We start from the raw sequence: 16,247 nt of genomic DNA, 5'->3' as shown, positions 1-16,247 counted from the left end.
GTGATGGACAGGAATGCGAAAGTCGCCGTAACGCTCGGCGATCCGGCCGGCATCGGCCCCGAGGTGATCGTCAAGGCGCTTGCCACGATGCCGGAGCAAGAGCGGCGGGATTTCGTCATCGTCGGCAATACGCAAGCACTCGAGCGCGCCAACCGTAGCGCAGCGGCAGGTCTTTCCTTTGCGCCGGCAGATGCATCGGGTGCGGGCAAGATTGCCGTCGAGGAGGTGGAGCTTGGCGCGCCGCTGCCTGAGATCGGCAAGGTCAGCCCGGTCGCGGGCGATGCTTCCGTGCGATACATCAGCCGCGCCGTCGATCTTGCGATGTCAGGCAATGCTGATGTCATCGTCACCGCGCCGATCAACAAGGAAGCGATGAACCTTGCCGGTCATCACTATGACGGTCACACCGGCCTTCTGGCGCACCTTACCGGTTCGAAAAGCTCGTTCATGCTGCTCGCTTCGGAGCGGCTGAACACCATCCACGTCTCTACACACATTTCGCTCAAGGGGGCGATCGAGCGCGCCAAGACCGAGCGCGTGCTGGCAACGATCGAGGCGGGTCACAATCATTTCATGCGTCTTGGCAAGAAGGCGCGTATCGCGGTTGCCGGTCTCAACCCGCACTGCGGCGAGAACGGTCTGTTCGGCACCGAGGATATCGAATTCCTGGCGCCCGCCGTCGAGCTGGCGCAGGCAAAGGGCATCGATGTCGTGGGGCCAATCTCGGCCGACACCGTGTTTGCCCGAGCCTACAATGGGGCCTTCGATCTGGTGATCGCGCAGTATCACGACCAGGGCCACATCCCGATCAAGCTCATCGCCTTCGATACGGCCGTCAACGTCTCGCTCGGCTTGCCGATCGACCGTGTGTCTGTCGACCACGGCACGGCTTTCGACATCGCCGGCACGGGCAAGGCCAACCATGTGAACATGCTCTCGGCCATCGCCTATGCGCGGCTGATGGCGCGCTCCCCACGCCGACAGGCGACGTAACGCCCGGAAAGCGCTCTGGATCGTCGACGGCGCAGTGTTGCGCCGCCTGCCGCTTTGCTCTTTGGAGGAGATGAGCGATGGAAAAGACTGTTGTCGTTCTCGGCGGCGAACTGGCGCCGGAAGGTCGTGCGCTTCTGGAAGATGTCGGGGCAAATGTCATTGCCACGCCGCCCTATATCGACCGGCAAGCCGTCATCGCAATAATGAGGGCCCACAAGCCGGATGCAGTCATCGTGCGCCTGCTCGCCGATCTTCTCGGGCCGGAGGAAATGCAGGTGGGCGGCAGGCTCCGGCATATCGCCAAGCACGGTGTCGGAACAAACGACATCGACGTGGACGCGGCCACAGCGCTCGGCATTCCGGTTTCTATGACGACAGGCAGCAATGGGCACTCGGTCGCCGAGCACGCGCTCGCGCTGATCATGGCGCTGGTCAAGGATCTGCCGCGTCAGGACGCGCTGATCCGCGACGGCATCTGGGACAAGAACCAGTACAAAGGGCGCGAGTTGCGCGGCCAGCGGCTCGGTCTTGTCGGTTTCGGCTTTATCGGCCAGACGGTTGCCAGGATAGCTGGCGCCATCGGCATGATCGTCTCGGCCTTCGATCCGCATACGCCGGACGGCGCCTTTCAAGATGGCGTCAGCCGCGAAACCGATCTGGATACGCTTCTTGCAAACTCCGACATCGTCAGCCTGCACTGCCCGTTGACGTCGGAGACGCAGAACCTGATCAACGCCCGCCGCATCGGGCTGATGAAGCAGGGCGCGTTCCTGATCAACACGGCGCGTGGCGAAGTCGTCGACGAGAAGGCGTTGATCGCGGCTCTTGAACATGGGCATCTCGCCGGTGCCGGGTTGGACAGTTTCGCCCTCGAACCGCCCGACATCGACAATCCGCTATTTCAGCTGTCGAACACGCTGGTGACCCCGCATGTTGCAGGCGTCACGCTCGATGCGAAATGCGCGGTTTCGATCATGTCGGCCGAGAATGTGCTGGCGGCGCTCGATGGCAGGACGCTTGCCCCCCGCTTTCTGGCGCGCTGACCGGTTTGGTGGCGAGACATCATGGAGATGAACATGGGCGAGACACCCGATACCCGCTATGCACCGGATACGTTGCGCCAATTCGCGCAGGCGCTGTTTGCCACTGCCGGGCTCGAGGAGGAAAAGGCGGCCGCCGTTGCCCACTATCTCGTCGAAGCCGATCTGATGGGGCACACGACGCATGGCCTGGCATTGGCCGGCTGGTACCTGCAAAGCATTGCCGATGGCGTGATGAAGCGTGAGGGCGTGCCGGGTATCCTGTCCGATCGCGGCCCAGCCGTCGCCTGGTGTGGGCGCCGCCTTCCCGGTGCATGGCTGACATCCGAGGCGGTCAAGCTCGCCTGCGAGCGCGCCGTCACCTATGGCACAGCGACGATCGCAATTGCCGACAGCCATCATATCGGTTGCCTTGCCGCCTATCTCACCATTGCAACCGATCGCGGCTATATGGTCAGCATTGCAAGCTCCAGCCCATCCGGTGCACAGGTCGCGCCCTTCGGGGGAAGAAAAGGCGTCTATACGCCCAACCCGGTCGCCCATGGCATTCCGACGCCCGGCGATCCGATCCTGATCGACATCAGCGCGTCGATCACGACGGTCAACATGGCGCAGCGGTTGGTCCGCGAAGGCCGACAGTATGAGCACGAGTGGCTGATGGATGAAAACGGCGAGGCGAGTCGCGATCCGCGGGTGATCGAACGCGGCGGCACGCTACTGCCGGTCGGAGGGCTTGATCATGGCCAGAAGGGCTATGGCATGGCACTTCATGTCGAAGCCTTCACGCAGGGTCTTGCTGGACTTGGCCGTGTGGATGACCTCAAGGGTACGAACGCGGCCGTCACGGTTCAGGTTTTCGATCCGGACGCCTTTGGTGGCCGAGATGCCTTTCTGCGGCAGACCGGCTGGCTCGCCGATGCCTGCCACAGCAATCCGCCGCGGCCCGGAGTTACGCGAGTTCGGCTGCCGGGAGAGAACGGCCTGGCGCTAAAGCGTGGCGCCCTTGTAGATGGAGTGGTGCTGCACCCTAACATCATGGCGTCTCTGGCGCCCCATGCCGAGCGACTCGGGGTTGTCATGCCCTAGCTCCGGCATGGTTCCTCCTATCCTGAACAAAAGCACGTGGAGAGCTCGATCGAACCGTTTCGATGGGCGCCGCGAGGCGGTAAGTGTTTACACAGTGTAAACACTCAGAGGGATGAGATGAGAAGCTTTGCAGTAAGCCTGACCGCAGCTCATTTGGAGCAAATGCTGACGCCCTACATCGCCGAGCGGCAAGTGGAAGCTGAACGCGACAATGCGGAGCGTGGGGATGGGCGCGGCAATGCTCCCACCAAGGAAGCCGCGGAGAACGCCTGGACGTCGTCTCGCAATTATTCCCGCTAACCATATTCCGAGAACCGACACTTGGCGCCGCCGATCGTCGGTTTTTTGTTGTCCGGCGATCTCATCGAGCCGCGGTGAGCCGTTTGCTTCATGCACCATGATTTAGGATACATCGACCTGGAGCAGAGAACCTTGGAAACCATCGACAACCCGTTCGGCACGAGGTTGTTACCCATGTGTTAGGTACGTTTTGTTACCTATGTCTCTGGCCTGGACAAGAAAAACTGGAGCGGGCGAAGGGATTTGAACCCTCGACCCCAACCTTGGCAAGGTCGGTGTTGCGTGTTTCTCGGGATCACTGAGAAGCACTTGAATGTCACTAACTAGTTATTTTTGTTGCGTATCATGTCATTTATATATATCCATGGATCCTCACATATAACTCCTTGGTGGCGACACGGTGGCGACACGTGGTGGCGACACAAAACACCGGCCCATTCACATGACCTCACAAAAACGCAAGCTTACAAAATCGCATGTCGACGGCCTCGAGCCGGGTCCGAAACCGTTCCGCGTCTATGACGCCGAGTTGAAGGGCTTCTCGGTCCGAGTGGCTCCCTCTGGCGACAAGCGTTGGCAGGTCGAATACCGCCCCCACCCCGGCGGACGCGATATTCCAAAGAAGCGGATGACGCTGGGCGCGACCAATGTGCTGACGGCGGAGCAGGCGCGGGAGCGGGCAAAGGCCATTCTCGCCGAGGCCGCCAAAGGGGCCGACCCCGCCGCCGAACGACTTGAGAAGCGTCGAGAGATCAAAATGAGCGATTTGATCGACGTCTACGAGAAGGAGGGCTGCTACGTCCTGCGAGGTACCCGGATCGGGCAGCCGATGGCGGTCAAGACGAAATCCTACACGATGGCGCGCCTTCGCAACCACGCCGTCCCATTGATCGGAAAGAAGCGGGTTTCTGAGGTGACGTCGGCTGACATCGAGCAAATGGTCCGCGACATCGCCGCTGGCAAGACCGCCAAGGATGAGAAGACCGGCCCACGTCGCCGTATCATCGTGCGGGGAGGAGATGGCGCGGGCCGCAAGGTGGCGAGGGACGTGTCGGCGCTTTTCACGTTTGCCATCCGCAACGGCTACCGGTCCGACAATCCGGTTGAGAACGCCGCCGTCAACAAGGTCGATGGACAGCGGACCCACTTCCTCACCCTTGAGCAAATCCGGCAGCTCGGTACGGCGCTCGATGAGCTTGTGGCGGAAAATCTCATTAACCGAAAGGCAATCGACATCACCCGGCTTTGGGCAATGACCGGCTGCCGCCGTGACGAGGTCGCTGCCTTGAAATGGTCTGAGGTTGATCTTCAGCAGTGCTGCCTTGTTCTTGAAAAAACCAAGACGGGCCGCTCAATCCGGCCGTTAGCCGCCCCTGCGCTCATGCTGCTTTCATCGCTGCCTCGATATTCGGATAGCCCCTTCGTGTTTCCAGCCTCATCGGGTGAGGGGTATTACCAAGGCACGAAGCGCGTCTGGCCGAAAATCGTCAAAAAGGCCAAGCTGCCGGGACTGACGCCGCATGTTCTCCGCCATACGGTCGGAGCCGCTGCCGTGTCGAGTGGCGAGACGCTGCAGATGGCCGGATACCTGCTCGGCCACGCTAGCCACCGCTCGACCGCGATCTACGCCCATATTGCGGCCCATCCCGGCGCACAGGCAGCCAACCGCACCATCGGTGGCATTGCCGCTGCCCTCGGGGGCAAGAAGCCCGCCTCGGTCGCGTCGCTGGCCGAAGAAGAAGGCAGGGAGGTGATGGATGATTTCGCCAAGGAGTAAAACGGATGCTGGAAGAACAGGCAAAGTCCGCTCATCCGATGGATGACATCATCTTATCGGTGGAAGGGGCGCTGTTTGACCGCCGAGGCTCAAAACCACTTCCGGATGCGTTGAGTCTGCGAGATGATCTCCAGTTGATGATCGATGGGGCCCTACGGTGGTATGAAATTTTCAAGGCATTCGATCCGAAGCAGCCAATAGCCAGTCGCAGGAAAGATGCCGAGAGGGTGATCAAGACGATCGATGCGTTGCTTAACCAAAACGCCTTCCCGGAGGTGATGACGACGGGACTGGTTAGTGAACTGCGCACCGCTCGGGCAGTGTTGAAAGGTAAAACAATGAGGAATACTGCCCGCGCCTCGCATGCAAAAGCCTTCCGCACAAAAGCTGTCCGTGCAAAGACCGTCCTCGCAAAAAACGCCCGTAAAAAAGTGCAGCTTGGCAGAGAGACCTCCGTGCAGTGGTTGATTGGTGAGCACCTAGCAGGCGTTTACGAAGAGATTTTCGGCCAGTCGACGGGCAACCAGCGCGATACTCCCTACATCGCATTTGTTCAGGCAGTCTTCCGATATGCCGGGATGGTGCCGTTTTCGCCGGAGACCGTCTTCCTTTACCGTAAGCAGGGCATTCGAAGGCGCAGGCGCCCAATAGCAAATAGTGAAAGTTGTGCTCTGAAATAATTCGAGTTTACCGTTTTGAATGGGCATCACGAATAACGGAAACTGCTTCCCGACAACGCGAGAGGATCGCGGAGAACGGGAGAAATTAGATGAAACTCCTCCGAAGCAATGGTCCGGCGTCGGACTACCTGCTGGAACAACACGGTATCAAGCGCACACCAGCGACCTTGCGGAACCTGCGGGTCAAGGGTGGCGGACCAGCTTTTATGAAGGTCGGCTGCGAAGTCTATTACGAGGTAGGGGCGCTTGACGCGTGGGTGGCATCGAAGCTGTCCAAGCCGGTATTCTCCACGGCTGAACTGCCCATTAAGGCCGCATAACGAAGCCCGCCACGCTTAGTCGCGACGGGCTTCGTTATGCATCCGGCTCAATCCCAATGGCCGGAAGCATAATCCAGCACCGTACCTCGCGCAACGTGGCATCACGAAGGGGTGGTGCATGGATGTGCCGCAATCTCGAACTCCAAGCTCGTACCGAGCGGCACGCGCTCATCCGACATATTGAGCAGTCCCGCCGTGATTTCGAGCGGGAAATCCAGAGCCGCCGAAAGCTGCTGGCGACGTATCAGAAGGATATGGAGCAGCGAGCGGAGCCGCCCGATCCGTTGCTTGAGGATATCGAGCGGCAGTGGCAGCGGCTTTATGCCGACTATCGACAATATCGTCGGCAGCACGGCTATCCGGTCCCAGCCCAGCCGCAAAAAAGGAGGACCGGGAGATGAACGTCGTCGATCTCTCCAGCGATTGGAGGAAAAACCTTATGTCGAACGGCAATGGTCATATTCTCGAAAACCTCGCTAACGTACTCGTCGCCTTGCGCGAGGCATCGGAGTTCTCAGGGCTCTTTTGCTATGACGAACTGGCTTGTTCGGTCATGGTGCAAGCGCCATTGCCGGGCTCTGATGCCTTGTCGGCTTTCGAGCCGCGTCCGCTGACCGACGCCGATGTGCTTAGTGTCCAGGAGTGGCTACAGACGCAGGCCCTGCCCACAATCGGTCGCGGTGTTGTCGCTGATGCGATTGATCTGGTCAGCCGCGAAAACAGCTTCGATCCTATCTGCGACTACCTCGACAGCGTATTTTGGGACGGCACGCCCCGCATCGAAAATTGGCTGCACTTCTATCTCGGCGCTGAGGAAAGCGAATACACAAGGGCCATAGGCAAAATGTTCCTCGTGGCCATGATCGCCCGCGCATACGAGCCAGGGTGCCAGGCTGACCATCTCCTGGTTCTCGAAGGCGCGCAGGGAACCAGGAAATCGACGGCCTGCCGGATATTGGGCGGCGAGTGGTTCAGCGACAGCCTGCCGGATATCCGCAACAGCAAGGCCGTCAGCCAGCATCTGCGCGGCCTCTGGCTCATCGAACTGTCGGAACTGTCGGCGCTCACAAGAACCGAAAGCGAGGCATTGAAAGCCTTCATCAGCCGGACGACCGAACGCTATCGCCCGCCCTATGGCCGCAATGAGGTACATGAACCGCGCCGCTGCATCCTCATCGGCACGACGAACAAGGATGGCTATCTGCGAGACGAGACCGGGGGCAGACGGTTTTGGCCGGTCAGGACAGGCAGGATCGACAGTGAGGCGCTTGCCGCTGATCGGGACCAACTCTTTGCTGAGGCGGTGCATTTCTATCAGCAGTCCGGCTGCTGGTGGCCCGATCAGGAGTTCGAAGCTGCGCACTCGAAGCCCGAGCAGGAGGGACGCTACGAGCAGGACGCATGGTTCGCGGCGATCGCCGATTATCTTAGCCGCGAGCATGGTTATGTCGAGCTGATGAGCGTTGCCCGCAATGCCCTCAATTTTCAAGACAAGGAAATCGGAACACGCGATCAGCGGCGAATCAGTGCTTTGCTGACGGCCTGTGGATGGGTCCGCGCGCAGACAAACGATCCTCTGACCCGCCGCGCCCGCTGGTACAGGGACAATCTAGATGATTGAAGGCTCTTCGAAGGCATTTCGAAGGCTCCAGAAGGTGGTGCCTTCGCTAAATTCCACATTCATTTCGGATGCTTACCTTATGGCGAAGGCACACGTAGGCATATTTCTAATTAAATACGCACATACATGCGCAGGGAAAAAGTGTTTTGCAGTTCGAAGGCTTCGAGTGCCTACGATCCCCTCGTCGAGGCAGCAACATTTGCCGCGCGAAACATTTACCAAGTGCTTGGTTTCATTCACGGTTGTCATTGTGCGCGCGGCCCCCGACATGGCGGCTGCCTGCAGAGGGCAACCCAAAATCACCCCTCTCTACAACTTTCCAAAGCAGCAGATTGGGAACGCCGGAGCCGACGATCCGGCAGGAGGAAAGGCAATGAAGAAACTAAATGACATCGACCCGGATCTCCGCGAAGCCATTTGGCACGCCTTGCGGAGGGCCGGGATTACCTCACTGGATCGATGCGTGGCGTTCATATCGGCACCCGATGGCAGCCTCCGTGTGGCCAGCAAGGAGGACCTTGAAAACCTTATGCGCGAACCCACCCACCACTGAGTTTCGGCACGCCGGAGCCAACGATCCGGTTAATGAAAGGAATGAGACCATGAGCGACGAACTAACAGTCGGGGGGCTCCATCCTGATGCACGAGTCGGCGAAGCTTTTGAAAATAGACAAGGTTGCTGTTGGCCGAGCTTGGTCCGCTGCATCCAAGTTCTGGCTCCGGCTGAAGCTGGCGACGAGAAATTGTGGCTCAGCGACGATGACGATGTCCGGGATGCCGAACAGTGCCTCACGCTGGCTGATCGGCTTGACGGGCTGCTCGAAGACGGATCTGTCGCGGATTACGTGGCCGGGCGAAACGCCTACTTTTCGGAACGTCCGCGCCCGGAATGTTCCACATGTGACGGGACAGGGGTCCGCCGCCGACGCCAGATGGACGAGCCGTCCGAGGAGCCGGGTGTCCTCACAAGAGAACAACGAGAAATACCACACTCCGCTGAGCAGGTTTGCTTTACTTGTAACGGGTTAGGTACCGTCGAGCATCAGAGGTATCGAGATCTCTATGTCAGCGACATTCGCGAGTTCAGCGAATTTCTGCGCCACGCTGGCGGCTTTTACGTTTGGGTTTTCGAAAGTGCTGTCAACTCAGAGCGCTTCCGCGAGAAATGGGGCTAACGGATGACCTGGTGCCGGGCAATTTCCGCGCTCGTCGGTGGCAATAGGCGGGACGGCTCGAATGAGGCGCTTGTGCCCTCATGTCTCCGGCCGACGACTAAATAGGAAAGGACTGGACGATGAGTAAGCGATACCGTGGCCGTTTCAAGCGCTCGGCGCGCGATCTTTACGACACGCCGCTCCGATCGGTGCTGCCGGTCATCCCGTTCCTGCGAGCCTCTGGCGTCCGTGACTTCGCCGAACCCTGCGCCGGTAACGGCAAGCTGATCGGTCACCTCCAGCAGGCCGGCTTCACCTGCGCCTCGGCCGGGGATATCGCGACCGGACAGGACGCCCTGGCAGTGACATGCTTCGCGATGCCTGTGGTGACGAATCCACCGTTCTCCCGAGATCGGCTCTTGCCGCTCATCGAGCATTTCATCGCGGCAGCGCCGAGCGTCTGGTTGCTACTCCCGGCCGACTTCGCGCATGTCGCCTACGCGCGGCCATATCTCCGACACTGCTCGGATATCGTTGCCGCTGGCCGGGAGGCGTGGTTTGGCGGTGGCGGCACAGAGAACATCGCGTGGTATCGTTTCGACAGACGGCATCACGGCCTGCCGCTCTTCCACAATGGCACGCTCGGGGCCGGTATGGCGTGCGCCAGTTGCGGCCGTTCGTTCTCGACGAGCCGCAGCGATGCGAGGACTTGCTCGGCCACATGTCGGCAGCGGCTTCGACGCAAGCGCCTTTTAACCAGCCGTGACATCAGCCGTGACATCGGCGGCTGAAGGGGCGTTAATGGCGGCCGGAACAGATGCCTATCGCTTTCGTGACACGGTCAGCACGACGAACGATATCGGAAGGCGGCCGGAGTTGCTGTCGACCTTGGCGAGTTTCCCGGGAGGGAGTATTTTGACGCCATGCCACCGCTTTCGAACCAGCGCCATGAAGCTTTCTGCCGCGCCATCAGCCGGGGTGAAGCCGCGAGCAGAGCTTACGGTTCGATCTATCACGCCCCCACCAAAACTGCTGAGGTGAACGGCTCGAAGCTACTGAGAAACCCCAAGGTGGTCGACCGCATCGCCGAACTGAAGGGGCAGGCGGCAAAAAGGACAGTAAAAACAGTCGAAAGTCTGGTCAGCGACCTCGACGAAACCATTGCTTTTGCGAGGGAATGCCGAAATCCGGCGGCTATGGTGGCCGCCATCAACGCCCAAGCGCGGTTGCTTGGATTGGTGGTGGAACGGTCAGAGGTGAGTGTCCTGCATAAGCCCGCACCTTTACCGACAAGAACCCTCGAATTATCCGAAGCGGAATGGACGGCGCAATTCGGGGGCGGAAGCGGCCCACGGCCCGCAATTGTCGGTTCCAAGCGCTCGACCGCAGAGAAGCGGAAACTGAACAGTGGTGCCGTAGCGGCCCCATCCATCACATGGGATGCCGACGCAGCCCAGATACGGGCTAGAGGAGCGATAGACATTGAATAACGACTTAATGGCAAGCCGGAAGGCAAAACCTCCACAGGTCACCCGTGAAGGCGTTGTTGCTGATCTTCGAAGGTTGGCCGATCTAGCGGAAGCGAGTGGCAACAGGGTTTCCGCTGTCCGAGCGCTGAAGTGCGCATGGCGCATTGAGCACGTTTGCCCGATCCGTCCCGTTCCGCCTTCCATCGACCGCATCATTGAAGTTTGCGAGACAATTGGCCCACTCGTGCACCGCTTCATCCCGGAAGATGCCGCAAGGGTCTCAGCGACCGTTGCCGGTCTGCGCCGCTGCCGCATGGAACTGATCGCGGCAGAGCGAGAAAACGCCACCGTTCACTGATGGTCCTCAACCGGCGTGGCGCACGCAACGATCGTTGACACGTGCCACACTGGAGGATATTGGTATGCATATGTGAGACATCTAATGATGGAAACCGCCAATGAACGCCAAAAAGCCCATCAAGTTTGTCGTTTACACCCGCGTTTCGACCAAGGAGCAAGGCAGGTCGGGGCTGGGCTTGGATGCTCAAGAGCGCGACATTGCTCTCTTCCTCGATAACCGTGATGGCGAGGTCATCGGTCGTTTCTCTGATGTCGGGTCCGGTGCCGATACGTCGCGCCCGGAATTCCAGAAGGCGCTCAAGCTGGTGATGAAGGAAAAGGCTGTGTTGCTGGTCGCCAAGCTCGACCGTCTGAGCCGCGATGTCGCTGATATCGCCACCCTCATGAAGTCGATCCACTTCAAAGTTGCTGTCATGCCGGATGCCGACGAATTCCAACTGCACATATATGCCGCGCTCGCAGAGCAGGAGCGCCGGTTCATCAGCCAGCGCACCAAGGCCGCACTTGCCGCTGCCAAAGAGCGCGGGGTCAAGCTTGGCGGCTATCGCGATGGTTCTTTGCAGAATGCTAATATACAACGCGCTCACGATGCCATGAGCTTCGCAACGAAGACCTATCCAATCGTAAGGGCGTTTCTGGGTGAAGGCCTATCATTCCGGCAGGTGGCCGATAGGCTTACTGCAAGTGGGATTGCCACGCCGAGTGGCGGCAACTGGGATGCAAAGGCAGTAACGCGCCTTATCAAGCGCATGGAGGGTGCTGCACCAGAGCAGCGAGCCTAGCGAGGGGGCAACGCCATGGTGGGTCGCCACCCGCCCTCCGGGGGTCGTTCGACGGGCGGGGGTAGGGGGACAAAAAGGGGCCCACTCTTCTCACAAAATTTGGTCTACAGCGACTTGTTGCAAACAGGTCCAGCCAAGGGGTGCGATGCAGAGCGATTTCAGAACCGCAGGTCAGAGATTTTTTAGTATATCGGAGGTCGGCGACGTTAATTCTCGGTCTTTTTGCTGCCTTCAATTGAGCGCGGCGAATAGCATCTGCCTCATCACGGCGCTGTTGTCGCGTCATCGCGCTTGCGCGGACATCGACACTGCCCTCCGGTATGTATGGCCCCAAATCCTCCTGCGGCACTGTCGACCTTCACGATGCCTGCAGGAATGCGTCTAAGCCATATTTAGCCATTGCTTCGTTTCTCGCTCTCGCTTGTTCTACGTGGGTCTTTGCAGCCCGCGATGCATCAACCAATCTTTGAAGGCTGTTCTCTTCTTCGAGGTCTTCGAAGGACGCCTCGATCTCGTGGCGATCCCAGATCACCCGGCCGCCTACTCGCTTTGGCTTCGGCATCCGGCCCTCCGCCACAAGCTTGTCGAACGTCGTTTCACCGACGCCAATATAACGGGCGGCAACCTCCCGCGACATGCCGCGCGGGGGATACGAATACCTATCTTCCTTGTTGGGCATTTGTCTTCCATACGATTTGATAGTTTTGTGTACGGCTCAAAATGGTCCGGACCGATGGCACGTCATCAGCTACGGACGGTTGACGGTGGCTGCTATGGTTTGAGCCGCCGCCATATTGGAACGGGTTCGCTCCCGCCGTCCAGCGGTAGTTAAGAACGGCGACCCAAGCTCCAACGCCTCCCTAAAAGCGTTGTGCATCTTGGCGAAGAATGGCAATCGTCGAACAAAGGCTCAGTCGAATTTCGCGCGCATCGATTTCGACGGCCTATTTGGAAAGTAGGGCGAATGATATTTCTTGGCTTTGATCCCGGTGGCGCAAAAGGGTTCGGATGTTGCGCGCTCGGCCCGTCGTCAATATCTGTCACGACAAAAAGCTCGGTAGCCGAAGCGCTGCAATGGGCGATTACTCAATCCGGGGACGAACCGCCTTTCGCGGCGGGTATCGACACGTTGCTCCATTGGTCGGACGGCCCGTCGGGCTGGCGGCACGCAGACAATTTTCTCAAAATCGCTTATCCCGATGCGATTTCGAGCGTTATGTCGCCCAACTCGCTTTTCGGTGCAATGGCGGTGGGAGGGGTCGGCTTAGCCATTCGTTTGCGGCGACGTTGGCCGGACATAGTGCTGACCGAAACACATCCGAAGGTGCTGTTTCACGCGCTTCGCGGAGCAAGATATACGAAAACAGACATACCTCTCGCATTCGAATGGTTCATGACGAGAACAAAGCTTTCTGCTTGCGAAATCCGAAACGAGCATGAACTGGACGCCCTCATATCTGCTTGGGCCGCCCGAGAAGGCATTCTCAACAATTGGCGCGATCTGTGCGAGCCGAGTTCCCCCGACATGATCTTTCCGGCGGGGCCGGTCTGCTATTTTTGGCCCGAAGTGCGCGAGGAACCGGGAGATCCCAATGAGTGAGGAAGACTATCAACCGAAGAAGCCAAACGAAATATTCTCGACGTCGCCGGAGGCTTCCGCCACCGACTTGGTGAGATGAAGCAGGCCCGTACAGACTTCGTCGTCTTCGGTCACGCAACAAGAACGAATCATAAAACAGCCTGCTCCGGCCATCGCTGGAACACTTGGACATTTAGGTTAGGCAAGTATCAAGATCGGTATTCAGATACCTGTAATTCGTATCGTTCTCAGCTGGTTTCCCTTCCCGAAACGCTTTGGATCAACAGTCTTGCATTGGCAAGACGGATTGTCAGCGCGCGATGATCTGCTAGGGTCGGCGGGAATTATGATGGGGATTGCATAAAGTGACGACTCTGACTTTGTCGCAGCTGGAGAACCATCTCTGGCGGGCGGCGGATATCCTGCGCGGATCGATCGATTCGGGCGATTATAAGCACTACATCTTCGGGCTCCTTTTCTTCAAACGCCTGTCGAACGTCTGGGAGGAGGAGTATGAGGAGCGCCTGGCGCGCTATCACGACGCCGAGCTCGCAGCTGATCCCGACGAGCATCGTTTCGATATTCCGAAGGGTCATTTTTGGAAGGACGTGCGCAAGCACACGACCGACATCGGAACGCATCTGAATGCTGCCTTCCGCGCCATTGAAGATGCGAACATGCGCCTGCGCGGTGTGTTCCAGGATGTCGACTTCAACAACAAGGAGCGCTTTCCGGATGCCATGCTGGAAAAGCTGCTTCAGCATTTCGAGACCTACCGGCTGCGCAATTCCGATGTCGAGCCGGATGTGCTCGGGCAGGCCTATGAGTATCTGATCGCTCAATTCGCAGACGATGCTGGCAAGAAGGGCGGCGAGTTCTATACGCCGAAGATGGTCGTGCGGCTGATCGTCGAATGCCTGGAGCCGAAAGAAGGCATGTCGATCTACGACCCGACCTGCGGCTCGGGCGGCATGCTGCTGGAGGCTGTGCATCATCTGGAGCGGCAGGGCAAGAATCCGAAAAGCTTGTCGCTATTCGGCCAGGAGAAGAACCTCAACACCTGGGCGATCTGCCAGATGAACCTCTTCCTGCACGATATCGACGACGCCCAGGTGGCGCGCGGCGATACGCTACTGGAACCCAGGCATCTGACCGGGGAGGGTGTGAAGGCAATGCGGACCTTCGACCGTGTGCTGGCCAACCCACCGTTTTCGCTGAAAAGCTGGGGCTATGATGTCTGGAGCCAGGGTGATGCCTATGGTCGCGACCGCTATGGCTGCCCGCCGAAGTCCTACGGCGATCTCGCCTTCGTGCAGCACATGGTGGCAAGCCTGAAGGCAGACGGCGTCTGCGGCGTGGTGCTGCCGCATGGCGTGCTGTTTCGCGGCGGCGCGGAGGGTAAGATCCGCGAGGGGCTGATCCGGGATGATCTGATCGAGGCCGTCATTGGCCTTGCGCCCAACCTGTTTTATGGCGCGGGCATTCCCGCCTGCATCCTGATCCTGCGCAAGACGAAGTGTGCGGCGCGCAAGGGCCAGATCATGATCGTCAACGGGGCCGAGCATTTCGTCGAAGGCAAGGCGCAAAACCATCTGTCGGAGGCCAATGTCGCCACGCTGGCGAAAGCCTATTGCGATTTTGCCGATGTCGAGCGGCTGGCTCGGGTCGTGCCGGTGAGCGAGATCGAAGCGAACGACTTCAATCTCAATATCAGCCGTTATGTGCATCTCGGCGAGCAGGCGGAAGAGGTCGATGTCGCGGCGGAAGTGGAAAAGCTTGTCGAGCTTCAGGCCGAGCGGGATGCGGCGGAAGCGCGGATGATGGGCTTTCTAGGGGAGCTTGGCTATGTTGCGTGATGTGCCTGAGGGGTGGCGGACGGAGGCCCTTTCTGAGCTGGCGAGCTACATCAATGGTCGCGCTTTTAAGCCGACGGATTGGTCAACCAGTGGATTGCCAATCATTCGAATCGCAAACATGACCAACCCGGAAGCCGTATACAATTTGTATCCGGGCGACGATCTGGATGACGGTCACCTGGTATACGACGGGGACATTCTGTTCTCATGGTCTGCTACATTGTCGATCATGAAGTGGTCCAGAGGTCCAGGCATTTTAAACCAACATATTTTTAAGGTAGTGCCTGCCGAGTTCGTGCATCCCGATTGGCTTTTGTATGTCCTGCAGAATGAAGTTGAAGGCCTTGCTGGTCAGTCGCATGGCAGCACCATGAAACATATTAAGAAGGGTGTATTGAAGACACATATAGTCGCTCTCCCCCCACTCCATGAACAGCGCCGGATCGCCGAAATCCTGTCCAGTGTCGATGATGCCATCGCGGCCACGCGGGCGGTGATGGAGCAAACCAGGAAGGTCAAGCAAGGCGTGCTCGAACGCCTGCTGACCAGTGGCATCGGCCATACGCGCTTTAAGCAAACGGAGATCGGGGAGATCCCGGAGGGGTGGGAGGTTGTTCAGCTCCATGAAATTGCAGCCGTGCGGACTGGCATGGCAAAAAACAAGAAAGAAATCGCAGATCCAGTCGAACTTCCATACCTCCGAGTTGCGAATGTGCAGGATGGCTATGTTGATTTGGCCGACCTCCAGACCATTCGTGTCAGCCGTAGTCAGGTAGAACGGTATCGACTTATGAAAGGTGACGTGTTGATGACGGAGGGCGGCGACTACGACAAGTTGGGGCGAGGAGACGTCTGGGATGCCTCCGTAGACCCGTGCCTACATCAAAACCACGTGTTCGCAGTGCGGGCTGATAGGGCCAAGATTCTCCCGGAATTTCTTGCGCTCCTGACCGCGTCAAAAGGTGGGAAGGCATATTTCCAATCGTGCTCGAAGCAAACTACCAATTTGGCTTCCATAAACTCAAGCCAGGTCAAGGAGTTTCCTGTTCGCCTACCCGCGCTGGCGGAGCAGCGTGAAATCGTGGCAATCGGCGCTGTTCACCAGAATTATCTCAACGCTCAGGAAACTGACTTAGCCGCCAAACAGAGGCTAAAATCCTCTCTAATGTCCGACCTAATCACCGGCCGCAAGCGCGTCACCGATACCCTGCTCATGGCGGCGGAATAGGA

19 protein-coding genes are annotated in these 16,247 nt (G+C 58.7%); 16 read left to right on the top strand and 3 right to left on the bottom strand.

Annotated features, from left to right (window positions below):
- The first annotated feature begins 3 nt into the window (after positions 1–3).
- The 7 genes from pdxA (at position 4) to PMI09_RS13410 (ending at position 6,196) form a co-directional block, all read left to right on the top strand.
- Entirely contained in the window at positions 4–993 is a 990-nt protein-coding gene (gene pdxA / locus PMI09_RS13435) for a 4-hydroxythreonine-4-phosphate dehydrogenase PdxA (RefSeq protein WP_007794510.1), read from the top strand.
- A gap of 77 nt (positions 994–1,070) precedes the next feature.
- Positions 1,071–2,036 carry a hydroxyacid dehydrogenase gene (locus tag PMI09_RS13430; RefSeq protein WP_007794507.1) on the top strand — a complete coding sequence of 322 codons (966 nt, stop codon included), beginning with the start codon at positions 1,071–1,073 and terminating at the stop codon, positions 2,034–2,036.
- A 33-nt stretch (positions 2,037–2,069) separates the two neighbouring features.
- Positions 2,070–3,119, top strand: coding sequence for an Ldh family oxidoreductase (locus PMI09_RS13425; RefSeq protein WP_007794504.1), 1,050 nt, complete (start codon positions 2,070–2,072; stop codon positions 3,117–3,119).
- A 117-nt stretch (positions 3,120–3,236) separates the two neighbouring features.
- Positions 3,237–3,419 (top strand): hypothetical protein, encoded by a 183-nt coding sequence (locus PMI09_RS29745; protein WP_007794501.1) that lies wholly within the window; start codon positions 3,237–3,239, stop codon positions 3,417–3,419.
- Positions 3,420–3,861: 442 nt separating this feature from the next.
- Positions 3,862–5,196 (top strand): tyrosine-type recombinase/integrase, encoded by a 1,335-nt coding sequence (locus tag PMI09_RS13420; protein WP_052026539.1) that lies wholly within the window; start codon positions 3,862–3,864, stop codon positions 5,194–5,196.
- Positions 5,197–5,201: 5 nt separating this feature from the next.
- The gene (locus PMI09_RS13415) at positions 5,202–5,876 is read left to right on the top strand and encodes a hypothetical protein (protein ID WP_007794493.1); all 675 of its coding nucleotides are present in this window, start codon (positions 5,202–5,204) and stop codon (positions 5,874–5,876) included.
- Between the two features lie 89 nt (positions 5,877–5,965).
- A complete protein-coding gene (locus PMI09_RS13410; RefSeq protein ID WP_007794490.1) occupies positions 5,966–6,196 on the top strand; it encodes a hypothetical protein in 231 nt (76 codons plus the stop codon).
- A 101-nt stretch (positions 6,197–6,297) separates the two neighbouring features.
- On the opposite strand, the gene PMI09_RS13405 is transcribed toward PMI09_RS13410, so the two are convergent.
- Positions 6,298–6,549, bottom strand: coding sequence for a hypothetical protein (locus PMI09_RS13405; protein WP_157213372.1), 252 nt, complete (start codon positions 6,547–6,549; stop codon positions 6,298–6,300).
- A gap of 44 nt (positions 6,550–6,593) precedes the next feature.
- Here PMI09_RS13405 and PMI09_RS13400 point away from each other — a divergent pair, with 44 nt between their 5' ends.
- The 6 genes from PMI09_RS13400 (at position 6,594) to PMI09_RS13370 (ending at position 11,582) form a co-directional block, all read left to right on the top strand.
- The gene (locus PMI09_RS13400) at positions 6,594–7,817 is read left to right on the top strand and encodes a virulence-associated E family protein (RefSeq protein WP_007794483.1); all 1,224 of its coding nucleotides are present in this window, start codon (positions 6,594–6,596) and stop codon (positions 7,815–7,817) included.
- 602 nt (positions 7,818–8,419) lie between these two features.
- Positions 8,420–8,992, top strand: a complete 573-nt coding sequence (locus PMI09_RS13390; RefSeq protein ID WP_007794477.1) for a zinc finger-like domain-containing protein — start codon at positions 8,420–8,422, stop codon at positions 8,990–8,992.
- Positions 8,993–9,111: 119 nt separating this feature from the next.
- Positions 9,112–9,762 carry a hypothetical protein gene (locus PMI09_RS13385; protein ID WP_007794475.1) on the top strand — a complete coding sequence of 217 codons (651 nt, stop codon included), beginning with the start codon at positions 9,112–9,114 and terminating at the stop codon, positions 9,760–9,762.
- A gap of 132 nt (positions 9,763–9,894) precedes the next feature.
- A complete protein-coding gene (locus PMI09_RS13380) occupies positions 9,895–10,461 on the top strand; it encodes a terminase small subunit (RefSeq protein WP_007794473.1) in 567 nt (188 codons plus the stop codon).
- Positions 10,454–10,798, top strand: coding sequence for a hypothetical protein (locus PMI09_RS13375; protein ID WP_007794471.1), 345 nt, complete (start codon positions 10,454–10,456; stop codon positions 10,796–10,798). The genes PMI09_RS13380 and PMI09_RS13375 overlap by 8 nt, the downstream gene beginning before the upstream one ends.
- Before the next feature lie 100 nt (positions 10,799–10,898).
- On the top strand, positions 10,899–11,582 hold the full coding sequence (locus tag PMI09_RS13370; protein WP_007794468.1) for a recombinase family protein: 684 nt from the start codon (positions 10,899–10,901) through the stop codon (positions 11,580–11,582).
- Positions 11,583–11,940: 358 nt separating this feature from the next.
- Here PMI09_RS13370 and PMI09_RS13365 read toward each other — a convergent pair whose 3' ends face one another.
- A complete protein-coding gene (locus PMI09_RS13365; protein WP_007794465.1) occupies positions 11,941–12,261 on the bottom strand; it encodes a helix-turn-helix transcriptional regulator in 321 nt (106 codons plus the stop codon).
- 285 nt (positions 12,262–12,546) lie between these two features.
- Between PMI09_RS13365 and PMI09_RS13360 the strand changes: the two genes are divergently transcribed.
- The gene (locus PMI09_RS13360) at positions 12,547–13,182 is read left to right on the top strand and encodes a DUF429 domain-containing protein (RefSeq protein WP_007794462.1); all 636 of its coding nucleotides are present in this window, start codon (positions 12,547–12,549) and stop codon (positions 13,180–13,182) included.
- A 9-nt stretch (positions 13,183–13,191) separates the two neighbouring features.
- Here the strand turns inward: PMI09_RS13360 and PMI09_RS32535 are convergent, their stop codons facing one another.
- Entirely contained in the window at positions 13,192–13,314 is a 123-nt protein-coding gene (locus PMI09_RS32535; protein WP_007794460.1) for a hypothetical protein, read from the bottom strand.
- A gap of 212 nt (positions 13,315–13,526) precedes the next feature.
- Between PMI09_RS32535 and PMI09_RS13355 the strand changes: the two genes are divergently transcribed.
- Together PMI09_RS13355 and PMI09_RS13350 are read left to right on the top strand one after the other, a co-directional pair.
- The gene (locus tag PMI09_RS13355) at positions 13,527–15,017 is read left to right on the top strand and encodes a type I restriction-modification system subunit M (protein ID WP_007794458.1); all 1,491 of its coding nucleotides are present in this window, start codon (positions 13,527–13,529) and stop codon (positions 15,015–15,017) included.
- Positions 15,007–16,245 (top strand): restriction endonuclease subunit S, encoded by a 1,239-nt coding sequence (locus tag PMI09_RS13350; protein WP_007794452.1) that lies wholly within the window; start codon positions 15,007–15,009, stop codon positions 16,243–16,245. The genes PMI09_RS13355 and PMI09_RS13350 overlap by 11 nt, the downstream gene beginning before the upstream one ends.
- The last annotated feature ends 2 nt before the right edge of the window (positions 16,246–16,247 follow it).

This window comes from Rhizobium sp. CF122 (assembly GCF_000282035.1).
GTDB lineage: Bacteria > Pseudomonadota > Alphaproteobacteria > Rhizobiales > Rhizobiaceae > Rhizobium.
Note: the sequence above shows the minus strand (reverse complement) of the source record. Positions and strands in the feature narration are given on the sequence as shown.